This window comes from Pseudomonas kielensis (assembly GCF_014236655.1).
Taxonomy (GTDB): domain Bacteria; phylum Pseudomonadota; class Gammaproteobacteria; order Pseudomonadales; family Pseudomonadaceae; genus Aquipseudomonas; species Aquipseudomonas kielensis.
In genome coordinates this window covers 209,763-230,560 of the sequence record NZ_JACMYG010000008.1, presented here as the reverse complement: position 1 = coordinate 230,560, position 20,798 = coordinate 209,763, and the positions used below count along the sequence as shown (strand labels likewise).

15 protein-coding genes are annotated in these 20,798 nt (G+C 60.4%); 5 read left to right on the top strand and 10 right to left on the bottom strand.

Annotated features, from left to right (window positions below):
• Positions 1–301: 301 nt before the first annotated feature.
• A complete protein-coding gene (locus H7995_RS11070; protein WP_166592873.1) occupies positions 302–1,231 on the bottom strand; it encodes a LysR family transcriptional regulator in 930 nt (309 codons plus the stop codon).
• A 155-nt stretch (positions 1,232–1,386) separates the two neighbouring features.
• On the opposite strand from H7995_RS11070, the gene H7995_RS11065 reads away from it, so the two are divergent.
• The gene (locus tag H7995_RS11065; RefSeq protein WP_185818362.1) at positions 1,387–2,583 is read left to right on the top strand and encodes an MFS transporter; all 1,197 of its coding nucleotides are present in this window, start codon (positions 1,387–1,389) and stop codon (positions 2,581–2,583) included.
• A 105-nt stretch (positions 2,584–2,688) separates the two neighbouring features.
• Here H7995_RS11065 and H7995_RS11060 read toward each other — a convergent pair whose 3' ends face one another.
• On the bottom strand, positions 2,689–4,971 hold the full coding sequence (locus H7995_RS11060; RefSeq protein WP_166592875.1) for a heavy metal translocating P-type ATPase: 2,283 nt from the start codon (positions 4,969–4,971) through the stop codon (positions 2,689–2,691).
• A 424-nt stretch (positions 4,972–5,395) separates the two neighbouring features.
• Here H7995_RS11060 and H7995_RS11055 point away from each other — a divergent pair, with 424 nt between their 5' ends.
• Positions 5,396–5,938 carry an Hsp20/alpha crystallin family protein gene (locus H7995_RS11055; protein WP_166592876.1) on the top strand — a complete coding sequence of 181 codons (543 nt, stop codon included), beginning with the start codon at positions 5,396–5,398 and terminating at the stop codon, positions 5,936–5,938.
• Positions 5,939–6,130: 192 nt separating this feature from the next.
• Here the strand turns inward: H7995_RS11055 and H7995_RS11050 are convergent, their stop codons facing one another.
• Complete coding sequence (locus H7995_RS11050) at positions 6,131–6,367, bottom strand: Lpp/OprI family alanine-zipper lipoprotein (RefSeq protein WP_166592877.1); 237 nt, start codon at positions 6,365–6,367, stop codon at positions 6,131–6,133.
• A gap of 217 nt (positions 6,368–6,584) precedes the next feature.
• On the opposite strand from H7995_RS11050, the gene H7995_RS11045 reads away from it, so the two are divergent.
• Together H7995_RS11045 and ftsH are read left to right on the top strand one after the other, a co-directional pair.
• Positions 6,585–7,232 carry a BON domain-containing protein gene (locus H7995_RS11045; RefSeq protein ID WP_166592878.1) on the top strand — a complete coding sequence of 216 codons (648 nt, stop codon included), beginning with the start codon at positions 6,585–6,587 and terminating at the stop codon, positions 7,230–7,232.
• Between the two features lie 86 nt (positions 7,233–7,318).
• The gene (ftsH, locus tag H7995_RS11040) at positions 7,319–9,160 is read left to right on the top strand and encodes an ATP-dependent zinc metalloprotease FtsH (protein WP_185818361.1); all 1,842 of its coding nucleotides are present in this window, start codon (positions 7,319–7,321) and stop codon (positions 9,158–9,160) included.
• A gap of 114 nt (positions 9,161–9,274) precedes the next feature.
• Here the strand turns inward: ftsH and H7995_RS11035 are convergent, their stop codons facing one another.
• The 7 genes from H7995_RS11035 to H7995_RS11005 all read right to left on the bottom strand — a co-directional run bounded on the left by H7995_RS11035 (position 9,275) and on the right by H7995_RS11005 (position 19,805).
• Positions 9,275–9,964, bottom strand: a complete 690-nt coding sequence (locus tag H7995_RS11035) for a response regulator (protein WP_166592880.1) — start codon at positions 9,962–9,964, stop codon at positions 9,275–9,277.
• On the bottom strand, positions 9,961–12,660 hold the full coding sequence (gene kdpD, locus H7995_RS11030) for a two-component system sensor histidine kinase KdpD (protein WP_166592881.1): 2,700 nt from the start codon (positions 12,658–12,660) through the stop codon (positions 9,961–9,963). The genes H7995_RS11035 and kdpD overlap by 4 nt, the downstream gene beginning before the upstream one ends.
• A gap of 25 nt (positions 12,661–12,685) precedes the next feature.
• A complete protein-coding gene (gene kdpC, locus H7995_RS11025) occupies positions 12,686–13,258 on the bottom strand; it encodes a potassium-transporting ATPase subunit KdpC (RefSeq protein WP_166592882.1) in 573 nt (190 codons plus the stop codon).
• Positions 13,259–13,270: 12 nt separating this feature from the next.
• A complete protein-coding gene (kdpB, locus tag H7995_RS11020; RefSeq protein ID WP_166592883.1) occupies positions 13,271–15,349 on the bottom strand; it encodes a potassium-transporting ATPase subunit KdpB in 2,079 nt (692 codons plus the stop codon).
• A 10-nt stretch (positions 15,350–15,359) separates the two neighbouring features.
• Positions 15,360–17,132 (bottom strand): potassium-transporting ATPase subunit KdpA, encoded by a 1,773-nt coding sequence (kdpA, locus tag H7995_RS11015; protein ID WP_166592884.1) that lies wholly within the window; start codon positions 17,130–17,132, stop codon positions 15,360–15,362.
• Positions 17,129–17,221 carry a K(+)-transporting ATPase subunit F gene (kdpF, locus tag H7995_RS11010; protein ID WP_166592885.1) on the bottom strand — a complete coding sequence of 31 codons (93 nt, stop codon included), beginning with the start codon at positions 17,219–17,221 and terminating at the stop codon, positions 17,129–17,131. Before kdpF ends, kdpA begins: the two co-directional genes overlap by 4 nt.
• A gap of 211 nt (positions 17,222–17,432) precedes the next feature.
• Positions 17,433–19,805: a phosphoketolase family protein gene (locus H7995_RS11005; protein WP_166592886.1), complete on the bottom strand. Its 2,373-nt coding sequence runs from the start codon at positions 19,803–19,805 to the stop codon at positions 17,433–17,435.
• A 225-nt stretch (positions 19,806–20,030) separates the two neighbouring features.
• Between H7995_RS11005 and H7995_RS11000 the strand changes: the two genes are divergently transcribed.
• Positions 20,031–20,777: a cyclic nucleotide-binding domain-containing protein gene (locus H7995_RS11000; protein WP_166592889.1), complete on the top strand. Its 747-nt coding sequence runs from the start codon at positions 20,031–20,033 to the stop codon at positions 20,775–20,777.
• The last annotated feature ends 21 nt before the right edge of the window (positions 20,778–20,798 follow it).

Below are 20,798 nucleotides of genomic sequence, written 5' to 3'. Positions count from 1 at the left end.
AACCAACCGGCCGATGACCATGAGTAAGAGGATGTGATTGACAGGCAGCACCCTGAAGATGTGGATATCGGGAGTAAATAGGACGTTTCCGTGATGCTCGTGGGAAACGTATTGAGTTAGTCATCCGCGTAGGATTGGAACGTCATAGACGTGGTGGTTGCGCCGGGTCAGATGCGGTCCTGACCAAAAAGGGGACAGTCCCCCGCCCCCCTTTTGCAAAATTGGCAATGCCACCAGGGGGCGCTGCGCAACCCAACGCAGCCTTTGGCAGCTGCCACGGGGTGTTCCCAGCCTGGCCGCCTCACACGCCGTTGCCACTGGACGGTTTCAGGCCTGCGGCGAGCACTTCCAGCAAGGCACTGATCCGGGGAAGCGACTGCCGGCTTTTTTGCCAGACCAGGTTGATCGCCTGGCCGTCGGTTGCCAGCCGAGGGAGTACCTCGACCAGGGTCCCCGCCTCTAGGTGCTGCTGGATCAACCAGGTCGGTAGTTGCGCGATGCCGCACCCCGTCAGTACCGAAACCAACAACCCCTCGCCATCCCCCACCACCAGTGTGGCAGGCACCTGCCGGCGCTCGGTTTCGCCGGCGGCGCGGTGGCCGGAAAAGCTCCACGGGCTGACGTTGCCATCCACCCAGCCGTAGGCGATGCATTGATGATGCTGCAGGTCGTCCTCGGTCAGGGGCGTGCCGTGCTGGCTCAAGTACGCGGGTGACGCACAGAAGACATGCCACTCGCTGCCCAGGTAGCGATGGCCCAGGGTATCGGGCCAGATGTCCGCGCCCCCAATGCGCACCACGATGTCGACACCTTCGGCGATCGGGTCGCTGTAACGGTCCGAGAAGGAAACATGCGGCAGCAGCCGGGGATGCGCCTGGGCAAACCGCAAAATGAGCGGCAGTGCCTGGGCCCGGCCGTAGGCACCGGGAAGGTCCAGCCGAACCCGCCCCTGAAGCTCGCTGTTTTCGCTGTGCAGCGACAGCTCTGCCTCTTCCAGCTCGGCCAGCACCCCGGTGCAAGTGCGATAGAACGTCATCCCCGCGTCGGTCAATGCCAGGCGCCGCGTCGTGCGCTGGAACAGCCGAGCCCCCAACCGCGCCTCCAGGCGGGCAATGCTTTTGCTGATGGCCGAGGCCGTCAGGTGCATCCGCTCGGCCGCAATCCGAAAGCTGCCAGCGTCCGCGACACAGACAAACACATCAATGCCCTTCAAGCGTTCCGAAGAAAACATACAAGCCCCACATTCATGAACCAGATTCCGCCAACGGTGGAAAAACCATCCGCAATCTGAACGGCATTCCCCAGTAAGCTGGATTCCAGCGCATCAATCAATGCCTTGCGCCTGACAACGCTCTTGAACCCACCCCGCTGAACCATGAGGCACGGATGCTGGCCACCCTGAAAAATTATCCCGGCACGGTAAAACTGCTGCTCAGTGCCTCCCTGGTCTTGACCCTGGCGCGGGCCGTCACCCTGCCCTATCTGGTGATCTACCTGAGCAGCCACTTCGGCTTGAGCGTGGCGGATGTCGGGCTGGTCATTGGCAGCAGCCTGATCGTCGGGTCGTTGTTGAGCCTTTACGGCGGCTTCCTGGTGGACAGAGTGTCCAGCTACCGACTGATCCTGGCTTGCAGCGCGGTGTTTGCGCTGGGCTTTCTCGGCACGTTCCTGGCCCGCGACCTGTGGCTGTTCTACTTCTGCCTGGTGGTGATCAACCTGGCATACGCGGTGATTGATATCGCGGCCAAATCCGGGTTCGGCCGCTTGCTGGCGCCCGCCGAGCGCAGCAGCGTGTTTTCGATCAAATACACCCTGAGCAATATCGGCTACGCCGTCGGCCCATTGCTGGGCGCCGGGATGGCCCGGCTGGATATCAGTTGGCCTTTCCTGCTGTCCGCGGGACTCGGCGCAGGGTTCTGCGGAGTCTATTGGCGCTGGGGCGACAGAACGCTGCAGGTGCTTGATACGTCCCGCCCGCCCGGCGCATTCCTGGCGATGGGCAAACTGCTGCTCAAGGACCGGCGCCTGGTCTGCTTCACCCTGGGCGGGCTGCTCAGCGCCGTGGTCTTTGGTCAGTTCACCGCCTACCTCTCGCAGTACCTGGTGGTCACCACCACGCCCGAGTTCGCTTATCAGGTCATCAGCGCCCTGGTCACGACCAATGCCATCATGGTCATCAGCCTGCAATACCTCATCGGCCGCAAGATCTCCCAGCGCCAGTTGAACCTCTGGCTGGCGGCGGGCTTGAGCTTGTTCCTGCTGGGGCTGGGCGGGTTTGCCCTGTCGACCAGCGTCATGCTCTGGGTGCTGTCCATGGCCATTTTCACCGTCGGCGAAATCATCGTATTCCCCGCCGAATACATGTTCATCGACCACATTGCCCCAGCCCCTCTGCGGGGCCTGTACTACGGCGCACAAAACCTCAGCAACCTCGGCGCGGCGCTGGGCCCGGTGCTGTGCGGTATCGTCCTGGCGAGCCAGCCTGCGCACTTTATCTTTTACATGCTTGGGGTATTTGTGGTTGCCGGTGGGGTGTTTTACTTTGTTGGCGCTTCAGGTCTGGTGACCGGTAGAAAAACCTGACCTGCAACCGGCCGTCCAAGCAGCATCACGTTATGCGGCGTTTTGACGGGCACCGCGACCTTTTCAGATGAGCTTGCAGGTGTCTCGAGAATCCGGAGCGATTCACTAGCGCCCATCCAGATAACGAAACAGCTCTTCCTCCTGCTCAAAGTGCAATTGCACGAGGGTGTCGAGCCGAATCAACTGGTGTTGCACTTCATCAGCCGGCGTCGTCGCCGGGTCGGAACGAAAGTCATGGCTCATGCGCGCCAGCAGGTGGATAAGGCGAAAAATCTCCCGGTGAGCGTGGCTCATGGCTGCCATCGGGTCCTCGCCCGGCATGCTTCGCGTCAGCAGTGGGTACAGTGCGCTTTCATCTTCGTGTTCATGTGGCGCCAATGAAGTCTGCAGCGTGTCGACCAGCGCCTGCAGGTCGGTCTGTGCTTGCGCAAGCGGACGCTTGGCAAAGTCGCTGGCCAACTGGTGCAGATCACTCAGCACAGTGGCGAGTTGCTGGTGTTCGTCTTGCAGGTGATCGATGTGCGCGGCGGTCAGCTTTCGTTTCCTGCGCCCCCACGACGGCCCCAGTGCCCGCAAGGCGTTAAGGATGATCACCACGTCGATGCCCTCCTGCACCACGGCGCCGATCAAGGGCGGCAGGTAACCGAAGGCCGCCACCACCATGGCCAGCAACGACATGCCCATCCCGACCCGCACACCCTGGCGGGCGATGTGGCAAGTGCGTCGGGCAATGTCCAACGCCTCGACCAGACGATCGAGGCGATCCACCAGCAGGACGACACCCGCGGCTTGTGCCGAAGCCGTGGCACCTCCGGCCCCCATGGCCACACCGACGTTGGCCGCCGCCAGTGCGGGGGCGTCGTTGATGCCATCGCCGACCATCAGGGTGCTGGTGCGCAGGCAACCTTGCTGCACAGCGCGCACTTTTTCCTCGGGGGTCAACCCGGCACGCAGTTCGTCAATCCCGGCAGACAGCGCAATCATCTGTGCGGTTTCCAGGCGATCCCCGGTGAGCATGACGATCCTTTCGATGCCTCTGTTGCGCAGTCGCCGCAGGGTCTGCGGGGTCTCGCGCCGAACGTTGTCGGAGAACACCAGCAGGCCAACGAGCGCCCCGTCGACGTCGATGAAGCTGCCGCTGCACGCCAGGTAATCCATGTGGCGCAGCATGGCTGAGGCCCACTCGGTCGCAGGGCTTTGTTCATGAGCAAAAGACAACGTACCAAAACGCACCCGCACGCCATCGACCCGCCCACACAGCCCTGAGCCTGGGCTTTCTTCCACGTCCTGCGGCACGCTGAGGGGCAGTTGGCGCTGATGCGCCGCGTCGACAATGGCCTGGGAGATGGGGTGGGTCGAAGCCTGTGCCAACGACGCGGCCAGGCCCAGCAGGCGTTGCGGGTCGGTCATCCCGTTGACCTCTATCGACTGCAGACGGGCATGGCCGCTGGTCAGCGTGCCGGTCTTGTCGAGAAACACCTGCTTTACCCCGGCCAATGCCTCCAGCGTCGCGCCATCCTTGACCAGGATCCCGCGCCGTGCCGCCCTCGAAATACCCGACATGATGGAAATGGGTACCGCCAGAATCAACGGGCAAGGCGTCGCCACCACCAGCACCGCCAATGCTCGCAAGGGATCACCACTCACGTGCCAGGCCACGGCGGCAATCAGCAACGTCAGCGGTATGAAATACAACGCATAGCGGTCAGCCAGTCGTACAAAAGGCGCCCGCGAGCGGCGCGCGGCCTCGGCCAGCCGAACGATACCTGCATAGGTGCTTTGCGCTGACGTTCTTGTGGCCGAGAGCAGGAAAGGCGCCCCCACATTGGAAACCCCACTGGGCAGTTGCTCTCCCTGACGATGGGTGACAGGCAACGACTCACCGCTGAGCGCCGACTCGTCGAGAATGGCGGCCGTACTGAGCAGGCAGCCGTCGACTGGCACGACTTCTCCCAACCGTACCAACACGGTTTGATGCGCCTGGATTTGCTCCACGGGGACCTTGCGCAGGCCGCCCTCCTCCTGCAACCAGGCCGTACGTGGGGCGCGGTCAACGAGGGCTCGCAGTTCGCGCTCGGCGCGTTGCCTGGTGAAGAACTCCAGGGTGCGCCCGGATGCCAGCATCAACGCAATCACCGCAGCCACCAGGGCTTGCTCGAAAACCAGGGCGGCGGTAATCGACAGCAACGCAATCAAGTCGACCCCCGCCTCCCGGCGAGCCAGGCGCTTGGCGATCTCAACGAGCAGGATCAAGGCCATCACCAGACTGCCGGCAGCCCAGCATACCGATGCCCAGCCAGCCTCTTGTGCAAGGTACGCAACGCCCCCCGCCAACAGCGTGAAGGCGGTGAGTAACAGCAGCGCGGGGTCCAGCCATTTACTGAGCATCGACGCGAGTCCCTCTAAACGATTGGCATTCCCCACGCGGAACATGACGCTGAAGGCTTGATCGTGAGGGTGCCTCCAACGACTAGTGTCAGCGACGCACCTGTAGAGCTTAGGTCCGGAATGCTCAACGTGTCCGATGTGGCGCCTTCATTGAAGCCGAGCACAGGCCTAATGAAGGCCGTTTCTGGAAAAAGCCGGTGTGTGCCCTCTTTCTGATCTAAATCAAACAGGCGCGGGACGTTCAGCAGAAATTAGAGACCGTCGTTGCATCATCAGATTCGATGCATGCAGACCTCGTGTTTCATGCAGACGCCCATGACCACTCACTTGCAAGGTGCAGACGCCATGGCCCTCGCTCTGTTGTTTCAGGTTGGGCCGACAGATGAGATGTCGGCAGCCACCGTCATCCAAGAGGAGTGTGAAAATGAGTAATACCGTGAAAAAAATGCCCGTGACTAACGAGGACAAAGTCAGTGAGCGTTCAGTGGGCACTGATCTGTGGCGCCCCCTGGAAAAACTCCGGCAACAGGTCGATCACCTGTTCGAAGACTTCAACCACCGCTCAAACCTGTCACCCTTCAGCCGTGGCCTGTTTGATGTCGATCCGCTGTGGCGGCGAGAACTCATCGGCCACAGCCTGCCTGCCGTGGATATCACCGAAAAAGACAAGAGTTTCGAAATCACTGCCGAACTGCCCGGCATGGATGAGAAAAACATTGAGGTCAAACTGTCCAATGGCAGCCTGATCATCAAAGGGGAAAAGAAAGACGACAAGGAAGAAAAACGTAAAGGCTACTACCTTAGCGAGCGTCACTATGGTTCCTTCGAGCGGGTATTCAACCTTCCCAAAGGCGTCGATGCCGATAAGATCGAGGCGAGTTTCAGCAAAGGCGTGCTGAGCCTCTCGCTGCCGAAAAAGCCTGAGGCCATGAAAGCGGATAAACTCGTGCCGATCAAAGCCGATTGAATCCCAGGCAACTTGCCCCTGGCAGGGAAACCGGCCGGGGGATTTTTGTTGTCCGCATTATCCGTATCGACATCGAGGCTGTTCGATACGAATAAGTCAGGGACGGTCACACCCTATTCCTTTACGCGCGAGATCAGATTTCCGTCATCCCGTACGGGGTTTCATACAGGGACTGCGTACTTGCCAAGCGCCTTACTTCATCCGACTGATACGCACATTGGCTTCATCGGCCGTGTGTTGTGCTCGAAGCGCCACTTCCGCTGCCAGTTGTGCCTTCAAAAATGCCTCGTCAGCCCTGACGCGTGCCCACGTCGCATTGTTTTCCGCGGACTCCAAGCGAGCGTCGATTTCCTGGGCATGCCTATTGCTGCACCCGGCCGTCGTCGCCAAAAGTATGCCCAACAGTGCAACGGTGAAGTACCTGCTCATTTTTTTATCCTCAAGTTTCGCGCCTGAATCACTGCAGTTGACGATTCAAGTATCAATGGGCATTGCCGGGCCTCTCTGATTTTTATCAATCAACCAACACCTGGCGATCAACGGAGACGACCACTGACGCCGACTTGATTTAACTCAATGCCGCGAAGTTGCTCAGGCGTAAAAAAGTGGAACGGGCAACTATCGCCCTTCAACCGAGGACATCGTCATGAACGACTTGAGCCTGCGTAAATCCATACTCGAAGAGCTCGAATTCCTGCCCGACATCGATGCCGCCAACATTGGGGTTGCCGTCGACAAGGGGGTTGTCACCCTGACCGGCCACGTCACCAACTATGCACAGAAAGTACGCGTCGAACGTGCCGTCAAGGCGGTCAAAGGCGTACGCGCACTGGCGGAAGAAATCCAGGTGCGACTGAACAAGGGGGCCGGCACGGCGGACGACACCATCGCCAATCGCGCCCTCAACATCATTGACTGGAGCGCCGATATTCCCCAGGGCGCAGCCAAGGTCATTGTGGAGAACGGCTGGGTCAGCCTGGAAGGCCAGGTGGACTGGCAGTACCAGAAGGAAACCGTAGAACGGGCCGTGCGCAAGCTGTCCGGGGTGGTCGGCGTGGACAACCGACTCACGCTGCGTCCCCAGGTTGATGTGCTCGATATCCAGCAGCGCATCGAAGAAGCGCTCAAGCGCAATGCCGAAGTCGATGCCAAAGGGATTCACATCAAGGTTGAAGGCAGTGTGGTCAAACTCGAAGGCCGGGTGCATCTGTGGCGTGAACGCAAGATCGCGGAACGGGCCGCCTGGTCAGTACCGGGCGTCAACAAGGTGGAAGATCATTTGCTGCTCGCCTGAAGCAACAGCCCGGAGACGGTTCGTTACCTCCGGGCGCGTTGAGCGGTTGCCCCCCCTCCACATCGCCTCCTGCACGGGCCAAGGCCATGAAGAAGAATCAACAATGGAACCTGTCTTACTTCGTGATCGCCTTCTTTGTGGTCGCGCTTGTGCAGTTTCTGTTTCTCGAACGAAACATCGTTCAGCCCCTACCGTACAGCGAGTTTTTACAACTGCTGAGCGAGCAGAAAGTCAGTGATTTGCGAGTGGAACAGGACAAAATCACCGGCAAACTGCAGGTGCCCATTGATGGCCATACCCTGTTCTCAACCGTGCGGGTCGACCCCGCCCTCGCGGCGGATCTCGCGCGTTCGGGGGTCGGGTTTACCGGTGTGCAGGAAAACACCCGCCTGGGCGGACTGCTCGGCTGGCTGCTGCCTTTTGTGTTGATTATGGTGGTCTGGCATTTCCTGTTCCGCAGCCTGGCGCAAAAACAGGGCTTTGGTGGACTGATGAACATCGGCAAGTCCAGGGCCAAGGTATTCGTCCAGCGCGATACCGGCGTGACATTTGCCGATGTGGCGGGCATCGATGAGGCCAAGGCTGAGTTGGTGGAAATCGTTTCGTTTCTCAAGGACAAAACCAAATACGCACGCCTGGGGGCGCACATTCCCAAGGGCACGCTGCTGGTCGGCCCGCCAGGAACCGGCAAAACCCTGGTGGCCAAAGCGATCGCCGGTGAAGCGGGCGTACCGTTTTTTTCGATCTCCGGATCCGAGTTTGTCGAAATGTTCGTCGGGGTGGGGGCGGCACGCGTCCACGACCTGTTCGAACAGGCACGCCAGGCCGCCCCCTGCATCATCTTCATCGATGAGCTGGATGCGCTGGGAAAGATGCGGGGCATCGGCGCCTTTGGTGGCAACGATGAAAAAGAACAGACCCTCAATCAGTTACTGTCCGAACTGGATGGATTCGACCCTCGTGAGGGCGTTGTATTGCTGGCCGCGACCAATCGACCGGAGATTCTGGACCCTGCATTGCTGCGCGCTGGACGAATCGACCGCCAGGTGCTGATCGATCGCCCAGACCGAAAAGGTCGTCAGGCAATACTCAAGGTCCATCTGCAAAAAATAACGGTCACGCCAGACCTCGATAACGAGCGCATTGCCGACATCACCACGGGGTTTACCGGCGCGGACTTGGCCAACCTGGTCAATGAAGCCGCCATCGTGGCGACACGTCGCGGGGCTGATGCCGTCAGCCTGGACGACTTCACGGCTGCCGTAGAACGCATCGTCGCCGGGGTTGAACGCAAAAGCAGCGTGCTGCGCCCCGATGAACGCCGAGTGGTGGCGTTTCATGAGATGGGGCATGCCCTGGCGGCGAGCAGCCTGCCGGCCATGGATCCGGTCCATAAAGTCTCAATCGTGCCCCGCGCGATTGGTTCACTGGGCTATACGCTGCAGCGACCGACCGAAGACCGCTTCCTGATCAGTTGCCAAATGCTCAAGGACCGGATCGTCGTTCTCATGGCCGGACGCGCCGCCGAACGCCTTGTGTTTGAGCAGATTTCGACCGGGGCGGCCGATGACCTGGCGCGGGCCACGGATATCGCCCGACAGCTGATCACCCGGTTTGGCATGAGCGCCTCGCTCGGCCAGTCCGTGCTGGAGCGGCAAAGCTCGTCCTTTCTTGGCGAACGTATGCCGAGCGCCATGGACAAAGATTATTCGGAGCAAACGGCCAGGGAGGTCGATCTGGAAATTCGCGCCCTGCTCGACGAAGGCTACCGTCGGGCAACCGCCTTGCTCGAAGGTCGTCGGGCCGATCTGGACGCCGGGGCACTTCTGCTACTGGAGAAAGAAACGCTCACGCCTGAAGAGTTTCCACCGATCAGGCCGGTCAAGGCCGCCACCGCAGTCGCCCGGTTGATCGTGCCCCAGCCCTGAGGGCTTGTTTAGAGCATCCCCGCAGTTACGCTGCCGCCTGCCAGGTATGTGCATGGCCATGACCCGCAGATGCTTTCACATCAAAGAGAATGCCCCCAATAACGACCACTGGCATCAGGGGATAAAACGGTAGCCAACGCCCGTTTCAGTCACCAGGTGTTTGGGCTGTGAGGGGTCGACCTCGACTTTCTTCCGTAGCCCGCCCATGAAGACCCGAAGGTACGGCGTATCGGTAGTGTGCCCTGGCCCCCATACCGCGTTGAGCAGTTGTTGGTGCGTCAGAACCCGGTTCGGATGTGAGCAAAGATGGACCAGCAGGCGATACTCCAGTGGTGTCAAATGCAATGGCGCGCCGCAGCGCTCCACGACACGCCGTTCCATATCAATCCGCACGTCGCCAAAAGCCAGGGCTGCGTGATTCTCGGATTCTTTTACGTGTCTGCGCAGCATGGCGCGCACACGCGCCAGCAGCTCTCCGGTGCCAAACGGCTTCACCAGATAGTCATCTGCCCCCGTGTCCAGGGCCAGGATTTTGTCCGATTCCGCACCACGGGCAGACAACACAATGATCGGCACCTCTGACCAACTGCGCACGTCCCTGATAAGGTCGATACCGTCACCGTCGGGCAGTCCGAGGTCGAGCACAATCAGGTCGGGCCGGCGCGTGCCCGCGTCAATGAGCCCCCGGTGAAAGGTATCGGCTTCGTGAACTTCCAGGCCTTCAGCTTGCAAGGCCATGCGCACGAAGCGACGTATTTCCTTCTCGTCTTCGATGATCAGGACATGAGGCACTGATTCGCTCATGGTGAGTCCTTGTCGGTCTGCGGCTCAAAGGGTTCGATGTTCGGAGGGGCTTCACGGGGCAGGCGTAACGTGAAGCAAGCCCCGCCCTCTGGCCGGTTGACCCCCAGCATCGTCCCGCCATGAGCCAGGGCGATGGCCCGGCAAATAGCCAGGCCCAGCCCGACACCTGGTATCGAGCTTTCCTTCTTGCCACGCATGAACTTGCTGAAGACCGCCTCTTCGTGACCGTGGGGTAGTCCCGGACCTTCGTCGGCGACCCACAATTCGATGTTGTCCGGCGAGGCCCGGGCCCCCAGACGAATGGTGGTGCCTTGAGGGGTGTACTTGACGGCGTTCTCGATCAGGTTGATCAGGACGCGTTCGATCAACACTGCGTCGATGCGTACAGGAGGTACATTATCGTCCAGAACGACCTGCACCGAATGCCCGCCCAGAATCGGCTGAATGGCTCGCAGGGCGCTGCCCACTACGTCCTCGATGGGTTGCCACTGCCGATTCAAGACCACTTTGCCGGATTCGAGGCGCGCCATGTCCAACAGGTTGTTGACCAGCGTGTTCATGCGCAGCGCCGACTCGCCTACCGCGGTGGCGATTTCGGCGGCTTCGCCAGTCAGGGGGGGCTTGGTCAGCTTCAGTGCTTCGGCAAGCCCGACCATGACCGACAGCGGGGTTCGCAAGTCATGGGAGATGGCCGAGAGCAACGAGTTGCGCAAGCGCTCGGACTCCATTTGAACGGTCGTGTCCTGGGCAATGTGGATGTAGTGAATCCGTTCCAGCGAGATAGCCAGCAATGACGCACAGGTGTCGAGCAGACGTCGTTGTTCCGGCACCGCCAGACGGCTCGTGTCATGCGGTTGCACGGCCAATACCCCGCGCACCCGCATGGGTGCCGACAGAGGCAGATAAAGCGTTGGGCTGGAGGGCAGCGTATCGGTGCCATAGCCGGCCGGTTCGGCTTTGTCGAAGGACCACCGGGCAATGGCAACGTCCACGTGCGGTGCATCCCCGGTGATCAGCGGCGCTTGCAGTTTATTGTTGTCGTCAGCGACCAGCAGTGCCGACCTTGCACCAAATTCGGCACTGAGGAAACGTGAACCGATTTCAGCGACCTGCTCGGTCATCAGCGCCGCCGACAACAGCCGCGACATGTCGTACAGCGCCCGCATGCGATCTTCGCGCCGCTGCGCCACCCGTGCCTGGTACGTCAGGCCTGCGGTCATCTGGCCGATCACCAGCGCGACCACGAGCATCACGCTGAAGGTCACCAGGTACTGGATATCAGCGAAGGCGAACGAAAAGCGCGGCGCCACAAAAAAGAAGTCGAATGCGGCCACTGATACAAAGGCCGCCAGAACAGCCGGACCGCGACCAAAACGAACGGCGACGGCGACGACGACCAGCAGAAACAGCATGACGATATTGGCCTGCTCCAGCACCTGAGCCAAAGGTATGGCCGCAAGGGTCGTTACCGCGCAGAGCGCCACGCTCCAGACATAGGACCACCCCCTGACCGGGCTTTGCGTCTTCGCGCAATGGGGCTCGGTTTGTTTGCGCGGGTTGGTCGCAAGGGAGACTTGAATCACGTCCAGATCAGCGCCCAGCGCACCCATTCGATCTGCGAGCAACCGGCTCCAGAAATGACGACGAGGCTGGTCATCGCGGCCCAGTACGACTTTGGACAGATTGTGCTGCCGGGCGTACTTGACCAGCGTCTCGGCAATGTCCTGACCGGCCAGGGTCGAGATCTGGGCACCCATGTCCTGGGCCAGCTTCAGGGTCGCCAGAATGCGACGCCGCTTGGTCTCGGGCAGGCGCTGCAAGGCAGGTGTCTCGACATAAACCGCATGCCACGGCACGTTGAGCTGTGCGGCCAGGCGAGCCGTTGACCGTACCGTCTTTTCTCCCTGCTCATGCGGGCCGACGCAGGCGAGCAGTGAGTCGCGAGTGCCCCAGACGGGTTTTACTGCGCGGCTGATGCGGTACTGCAGCATCTCGCTGTCCACACGGTCGGCGGTGCGGCGCAACGCCAATTCACGCAACGCGATCAGGTTGCCTTTGCGAAAGAAATTCTGCACCGCCCGTTCAGCCTGATGGGCCAGATACACTTTGCCTTCCTTAAGTCGTTGCAGCAGGTCATCAGGCGGCAAGTCGACGATGACCACTTCATCAGCCGTGTCGAACACACGGTCGGGCACGGTTTCCCAGACGCGAATACCGGTAATGCCACCGACAACGTCGTTCAGGCTCTCCAGGTGCTGAACATTCATGGTGGACCAGACATCGATACCGGCGCTGAGCAGTTCTTCCACGTCCTGCCAACGTTTTGGATGGCGTGAACCAACGATGTTGGAGTGGGCCAGCTCGTCGATCAGGATCAACTGCGGTTTGCGTGACAGCGCGGCGTCCAGATCGAACTCGGTCAGTGTGCGGTTCTTGTCAACGACCTGTTTGAGGGGCAAAACGTCCAGGCCCTGGGTCAACGCCTGGGTTTCAGCACGGCCATGGGTTTCGATTACGCCGATCAGTACATCGATGTGCTGTTGTTTCGCCGTTTGGGCGGCCGTCAGCATCGCGTAGGTCTTGCCGACACCAGCGCTGGCACCGAAAAAAATCTTCAGCTGTCCGCGCTTGGCCTGGGCTTCATCTGCGCGAATCTGCGCCAGTAGCTGGTCTGGGTCAGGACGTTGTTCGGCCATCAAACCCACCGTGTCAGAGTGGCGCTCAACGTACGGCGTCGAGTGCCAGGTTCAGTTCCAGAACGTTGACCCGAGGCTCGCCAAGGAACCCGAACAGCCTGTCTTCGGAGTGTTCGGCAATCAGTTGGCGAACGCGCTCTATGGGCACATTGCGCACCCGCGCAATTCGGCCCGCCTGATACTGGGCTGCCGCGGTGCTGATATGTGGATCGAGGCCGCTGGCAGAACTGTAGATCAAGTCGGCGGGAATGGTCGCGGTATTACCGGGGTCGGCGGCATGCAAGGCATCGATGCGGCCCCTGATCGCGTCCGCCAGTGCCGGGTTCAGTGGCCCCAGGTTCGACCCGGACGAGGCCGCCGCGTTGTAGGGGGTGGGGCCGGTCGCCGACGGGCGACTCCAGAAGTGCCCGGGATCGCTGAAGCGCTGACCGATCAACGAGGAACCCACGGTTTTGCCATCCCGTTCAATCAGACTGCCCTGTGCCTGAGAAGGGAACACCCACCTGGCAATGCCGGTCGTGAGCAGTGGATAGGCCAGGCCGGTGATCAACGACAGGGCAATGAACAGGGTCAACGCCGGGCGCAGTAGAGAAGCCATGACAGTGCTCCTTCAAGTCAGACCGACGGCAAACAGCACCATGTCGATCATTTTTATGCCGATAAATGGAACGATCATGCCACCCAGTCCATAGATCATCAGGTTGCGGCGCAACAGCAGGGCCGCGCCTACCGGGCGATATTTCACGCCTTTGAGTGCCAGGGGAATCAGGAAAATGATGATCAGCGCGTTGAAGATCACCGCTGACAGCACCGCCGAGTTCGGGCTCGTCAGGCCCATGATGTTAAGCGCCGCGAGCTGCGGATACGTGGTGACAAAGGCTGCCGGTACGATCGCGAAATACTTGGCGATGTCGTTGGCTATCGAGAAGGTGGTCAGCGAACCGCGGGTCATCAGCATCTGTTTGCCGGTTTCCACTACCTCGATCAACTTGGTCGGGTTGCTGTCCAGGTCCACCATGTTCCCGGCCTCCTTGGCGGCCTGGGTCCCCGAGTTCATCGCCACGGCAACATCGGCTTGAGCCAGTGCCGGAGCATCGTTGGTGCCGTCGCCGGTCATGGCCACCAGCCGGCCTTCTGCCTGGTAGTCGCGGATCAACTGCAACTTCTGCTCAGGCGTCGCCTCCGCCAGAAAGTCATCGACGCCAGCCTCGGCAGCAATGGCGGCGGCGGTGACCCGGTTATCGCCGGTCACCATCACGGTCTTGATGCCCATGCGCCGCAGTTCGAGGAAACGCTCCTTGATTCCGCCCTTGACGATGTCCTTGAGTTCGATCACGCCCAGCACCTTGACCCCGTCGGCGACCACCAGTGGGGTACTGCCCCGACGCGCCACCTCCTCAATGCTGTTTTGCACGGTTTCGGGAAAGCTGCCACCCAGGCTCTGGACATGCTTGAGAATGGCCTCGCCAGCGCCCTTGCGTATTTGCCGGTCGCCCATGTTCACACCGCTCATTCGCGTTTGCGCCGAAAAGTGTACGAAGTGGGCGTCGAGTGTGCCGATTTCCCGTTCCCGCAGATTGAAACGCTGCTTGGCCAAGACGACGATGCTGCGCCCCTCGGGGGTTTCATCGGCCAGGGAGGCCAGTTGCGCCACATCCGCCAGCTCGGCCTCCTTGATACCTGGAGCCGGTAAAAAGGCCGATGCATGACGGTTGCCCAGGGTAATGGTCCCGGTTTTATCGAGCAGCAGAACGTCCACGTCACCGGCGGCTTCGACGGCTCGCCCGGACGTGGCGATCACGTTGGCCTCCATCATGCGGCTCATGCCCGCCACACCGACGGCGGACAGCAGGCCGGCGATGGTCGTGGGAATCAGGCACACCAGCAACGCGATGAGGACGGTGATCGAGACCGGGGCCCCGGATTCGGCCACCGCAACGCCGAACAGCGAGAACGGCAGGAGTGTCACCGTCACGCCAAGGAACACGATCGTCAGTGCGACCAATAAAATCGACAAGGCAATTTCATTCGGGGTTTTTTGCCGCTTGGCGTTCTCGACCATCGCGATCATGCGGTCGACGAAGGTTTCGCCCGGGTCAGTGGTCACACGAACGACGATCCAGTCCGACAGCACCCGCGTTCCACCAGTCACGGCCGAGAAGTCGCCGCCACATTCCCGGATCACCGGAGCCGATTCCCCCGTGATGGCCGACTCGTCCACCGAGGCTGCGCCTTCAATGACCTCGCCGTCGGCCGGAATCACCGAGTCGGCCAGGTCACCGGCTTCAACCACGACCACATCGCCCTTGCACAGGTCGTTCGATTTGGCCAACTGCCACTCTGCGCCGTACCGCGGCTCGCGCAGTTTCTTGGCCCAGGTTTCCTTTTTCAGATTGCGCAGGGAAGCGGCCTGGGCTTTGCTGCGGCCTTCGGCCAGGGCTTCGGCGAAGTTAGCGAACAGTACAGTGAACCAAAGCCAAACCATGATCGCCAGGATGAACCCGGTAGCGGCCTCCCCCTTGCCGGTCAGTGCCTGGACCATCAGGGCGGTGGTGATGATCGCGCCGATGTAGACGACAAACATCACCGGGTTGCGCCACTGGATCCGGGGGCTGAGTTTGCGCACTGACTCGATCATGGCGGGTGCTATCAGTTTCGGGTCGAACAAGGAGAACGCTTTGCGTGTCATGTTCGTGATCTCACTTGATCATCATGAAGTGTTCAACGACAGGCCCCAGCGCGAGCGCCGGTACGTAGTTCAACAAGCCGACCAGCAACACCGTACCGATCAGCAGCACCACGAACAGCATGCCGTGTGTGGGCATCGTGCCTGCGGTGACGGCCAATCGTTTTTTCGCAGCCAGGCTGCCGGCGATGGCAAGCACTGGCACGATGACGCCGAACCGACCAAACCAGGTCATGATGGCCAGCATCGTGTTGTAGAACGGGGTGTTGGCCGACAGGCCGGCGAATGCACTGCCGTTGTTATTGGCCGCCGAGGTGAAGGCGTAGAGAATTTCCGAGAAACCATGGGCACCGGGGTTTGCGACTCCCAGTCGCCCAGCCTCGGCCATGACCGCGATCGCCGTCCCGAACAACACCAGCAAAGGCGTTACCAGAATCGCGATGGCCACCATCTTCATCTCGTAGGCGTCGATTTTCTTGCCCAGGTACTCCGGCGTGCGGCCGATCATCAGGCCGGCGATAAACACCGCGAGGATGGCGAACACCAACATGCCATACAGGCCTGAACCGGTGCCGCCGAACACCACTTCACCCAGCTGCATGAGTATCAGCGGCACCGCACCGCCCAGCGGCGTGAATGAATCATGCATTGAGATAACGGCGCCGCACGACGCCGCCGTGGTCACCGCGGCAAACAGACTGGAGGCAGTGATGCCGAAGCGAAGTTCCTTGCCTTCCATGTTGCCCGCCGCCGTGTCGATACCCAGCGCCGAAAACTGCGGATTGCCGAGCTGCTCGTAATGGGTGACGGCCACTACCGCGATCACGAAGATGATCGTCATGGTCGCCAGCAGCGCCCAGCCTTGGCGTATGTCGCCAACAATGTGACCGAAGACGAAACACAGTGCGGTCGGGATCAGGAAGATGGCGAGCATTTGAAAGAAGTTCGTCACGGCGGTGGGGTTTTCATAAGGATGGGCCGAGTTGGCATTGAAGAAACCGCCACCATTGGTGCCCAGCATTTTGATGGCTTCCTGTGATGCGACTGGCCCCATGGCAATCGTCTGTTGATCGGTGCTGACAACCCTGGTGACCGCATTGCCCTGGGCGTCGACGGTTGGCTGGCCGGCCTCGTTGAGTACCGGGACCTGGTACTGCGTGACCTCCAGCGTCGTGACTTGCTTGTACGGGTCAAGATTCTGGATTGCGCCCTGGCTAACCAGAAACAGCGCAAAAATCAGCGACAGCGGCAGCAACACCCACAACGTGATGCGCGTAAGGTCGGTCCAGGCGTTGCCGATGCTGTCTGCACTGTGGCGCGCGAACCCCCGGATCAAAGCCACCGCGACGACGATACCGGTCGCCGCGGACAGGAAGTTCTGGACCGTCAGTGCGAGCATCTGGGTCAGGTAGCTCATCGTTGTTTCGCCGCTGTAGCCTTGCCAGTTGGTGTTGGTGACGAAACTGGCGGCGGTATTGAACGAGGAGTCTGGCGTAACGGCACCCAACCCTTGGGGGTTAAAGGGCAGAACGCCTTGCAGCCGTTGCAGGGCATAAACGGCCAGCAATCCCAGAGCGTTGAACAGGAGCAGGGCCAGGGCATACTGGAGCCACCCCATCTGTGCGTCGGGCTTGATGCCGGCAAGGCGATAGAGCGGCGACTCGATGCGCGCCCCGAAGGCAAATCGGCCCTCCATCACCGTGGTCAACCAACGCCCAAGAGGCCAGGCCAGAATACCCAGCACCAGCAGAAAGGCCCCGAGCAGGCCCCAGGCTTGAGTCGTCACAGGAAGTCCTCCGGAAACAGCAGTGCGCAAACCAGGTAAATCAGCAACCCCGCCGCGATCAGGGCGCCGATGAGATAGAAACCGGTCATGAGCGTCTCCTTTTCAGCGCGGCACAGCCACTCGCAAGGCCGACAACGATGAGAAAAAACAGGGCACCGAGCACAAAAAAGACGAAGTCCATGGCATTCCCTCCAACGATGAGGGAAGCCTAATTTGCCCTCGAGTAAGTTGTTAAAAGGATTGGGGGTAAAAGAATAAGGATCGTATAAAGACCTCATTCAATTGCCGACTTGGCACCACTCAACGATCCACGTGCGTCCATTGCCAATTCAGGACCTCGGGCATGTCCTGCCCGTGCTCGATCAGATACAGCTTGTGGCGTTCCATCGTCGACCAGTATCGCGCCTTGGCGGCCGGGACTTGATCACCCAGGCGAGGGACGCGCTCGATGACGTCCAGCGCCAGCTGATAGCGGTCCAGGTTGTTGATCACTGCCATGTCGAAGGGGGTGGTCGTGGCGCCCTCCTCCCTGAAGCCTCGCACATGGAAGTTCTCATGGTTGGTGCGTTTGTAGATCAAACGGTGAATCAGCGCGGGGTAGCCGTGGAAAGCAAAGATCACCGGTTTGTCCTGGGTAAATAAATCATCGAACGCGCTGTCCGGTATGCCATGGGGATGCTGGTACGACGGCTGCAGCACCATCAGGTCCACGACATTGACCACCCTCACCCGCAAATCCGGCACGTACTCACGCAACAAGGTGACGGCGGCGAGCGTTTCCAGGGTCGGCACATCACCGGCGCAGGCCATGACCACGTCGGGGTCTTCATCATTGCGACACGCCCAGTCCCATCGACCGAGACCATTCTGGCAATGCCGGGTGGCGGCATCGATGTCCAGCCACTGCCATTCCAGCTGTTTGCCGGCGACGATGACATTGATGTAGTCGCGGCTCCTGAGGCAGTGGTCCGTCACCGACAACAGGCAATTGGCATCGGGGGGCAAGTAGATCCGCACCACGTCCGACTTTTTATTGGCCACCAGATCGATGAACCCCGGGTCCTGGTGGGAAAACCCGTTGTGGTCCTGACGCCAGACGTGGGAGGTCAGCAAAAAATTCAGCGAAGCAATGGGTTGACGCCAGGGCACTTGGGCGGCGGTCTTCAGCCATTTGGCATGCTGGTTGACCATCGAGTCGACGATATGAATGAACGCTTCGTAACAGGACAACAGACCATGGCGCCCCGTCAGCAGATAACCCTCAAGCCAGCCCTCGCAGACCTGTTCGCTGAGAATCTCCATCACGCGACCCTCGGCGGCCAGATTGACGTCGTCCGGTTCCAGCGGCTCCATCCAGGTCTTGGCGCTGACCTCATAGACCGCATCAAGGCGGTTCGAGGCGGTTTCATCCGGGCCGAACAGGCGAAAATTGCTGGAGGTCAGGTTGTTTTTCATCACATCGCGCAAGTACCTCCCCATCACCCGTGTGGCCTCCGCGCGCAGGCTGCCAGGAGCATCAAATGCCACCGCATACTCGCTGAATCGCGGTAAATCCAGGGGGCGCAACACCGCACCACCGTTGGCATGGGGGTTGGCGCTCATCCGCCGGTGCCCGGTCGGTGCCAGTGCCGTGATCTGGGGCAATAACGCACCGCTTTCATCAAACAGTTCATCCGGGCGGTAGCTGTTGAGCCATTCCTCCAACTGGCGCAGGTGCAACGGTTGCTGGAAATCGGCCAATGGCACTTGATGCGCGCGGCATGTGCCTTCGACGCGATGGCCATCGACGAATTTCGGACCGGTCCAGCCTTTGGGAGTACGCAGGACCAACATTGGCCACAGCGGCCGTTGCGGCGGCGTGGCGTGTCCTGAGCGACGCGCCTCAAGCTGAATGTCGCGGATTTTCAACACGATTGTGTCCAGTGTCTGGGCCAGCGCCTGATGCACCCGCACCGGTTCATCGCCTTCCACGAAGTACGGATCGTAGCCGTAGCCATACAGCAGGGCTGAGAGTTCATCCTCACTGATTCTGGACAGTACGGTGGGATTGGCGATCTTGTAGCCATTGAGGTGCAGGATGGGCAAGACCGCCCCGTCCCGCGCCGGATTGAGAAACTTGTTGGAGTGCCAACTGGCGGCCAGTGTCCCGGTCTCAGCCTCGCCGTCACCGATGACGCAGGCGACGATCAGGTCCGGGTTGTCAAACGCGGCACCGTAGGCATGGGCCAGGCTATAACCCAGCTCACCACCCTCATGAATGGAGCCCGGTATCTGGGCCGAGACATGGCTGCCGATGCCGTAGGGCCAGGAGAACTGGCGAAACAGGCGCAGCAGGCCGTTTTCATTACATTCCACCGCGGGGCAAAACTCGGTGTAGGTGCCCTCGAGGTAGGTCTGGGCGACCACCGCCGGTCCACCGTGGCCGGGGCCGGCGATGAACAGCATGTTCAGGTCGTATTGGTTGATCACACGATTGAGATGGGTGTAGATCAGGTTCAGCCCGGGTGTCGTCCCCCAATGGCCCAGCAGGCGCGGCTTGACGTGTGCCAGGGTCAGGGGCTGTTTGAGCAGCGGGTTGCTTCGCAGGTAAATCTGTCCGACGGCCAGGTAGTTGGAGGCGCGCCAATAAGCATCCAGGCCCTCCAGTTGCTCAGCATTCAAGAAATCGCTCATGAACTTCTCCGCCAAAGGACCGGGCTATAGATCGGCTTTGAGCCATTCTGGGAGTCCGGAGCGCGCAAGACTTGATTTACATCAAATGCCCAAGTCGGGATCCGGGTAAAAATGCCCTAAGGATGTTCCGCTCGTCGATTACACCGGCATTCCCGAGAATGAGCGGCGTGTCAGACCCCACGCCGCCTATCCTTAGTGAGACTTCCCTAAATGACCTCACTGCTCATGCCTGAAATCCGCGCTCTGCATCCCCATCACCTGAAGGCTGCGTGCTCAAGCTGCAGTGTGATGGAGCTGTGCCTGCCCCTCGGCATGACCGGGCCGGAAGTCGAGCGGCTGGACACGTTGATCGTGCAACGCTTGAAGGTCAAAAAAGGCGCGGCCCTTTACCGGGCTGGCGATGAGCTGCGCTCGCTGTATGCGGTGCGCATCGGCTCGTTCAAGACCAGCATTCTGACCATCGATGGTCGCGAGCAAGTCACGGGGTTCCAGATCCCCGGCGAAATGCTGGGCCTGGACGCTATCAGCACGGACCTGCATGCCTGCAATGCGGTGGCCCTGGAAGACAGCGAAGTCTGCCCCATTCACTTTGCTCAGCTGGAAAAACTCGCCCATGATCTGCCTTCCCTGCAGCACAACCTGAACAAAATTCTCAGCCGGGAAATCGTGCGCGATCACGACATGTTGATGATGATGGGCAACATGAACTCGGACGAGCGCCTGGCGGCCTTCTTGCTCAACCTGTCGCAACGTTTGAAAACCCGTGGGTATTCATCGACGGACTTCGTGTTGAAAATGCGCCGCGAGGAAGTCGGCTCCTACCTGGGGCTGCGCCTGGAAACCATTTGCCGGGGCATCGCGCATCTGCGGGACCAGGAGCTCGTGAAAATCTCAGGCCGCAACGTCAAAATCCTCAATCTAGAAGGCCTCAAGCAGTTGATTTCCGGCTGCCATCGCCCTCCTGCCTGTTGATGCCGGTCGAGCGGACATCAT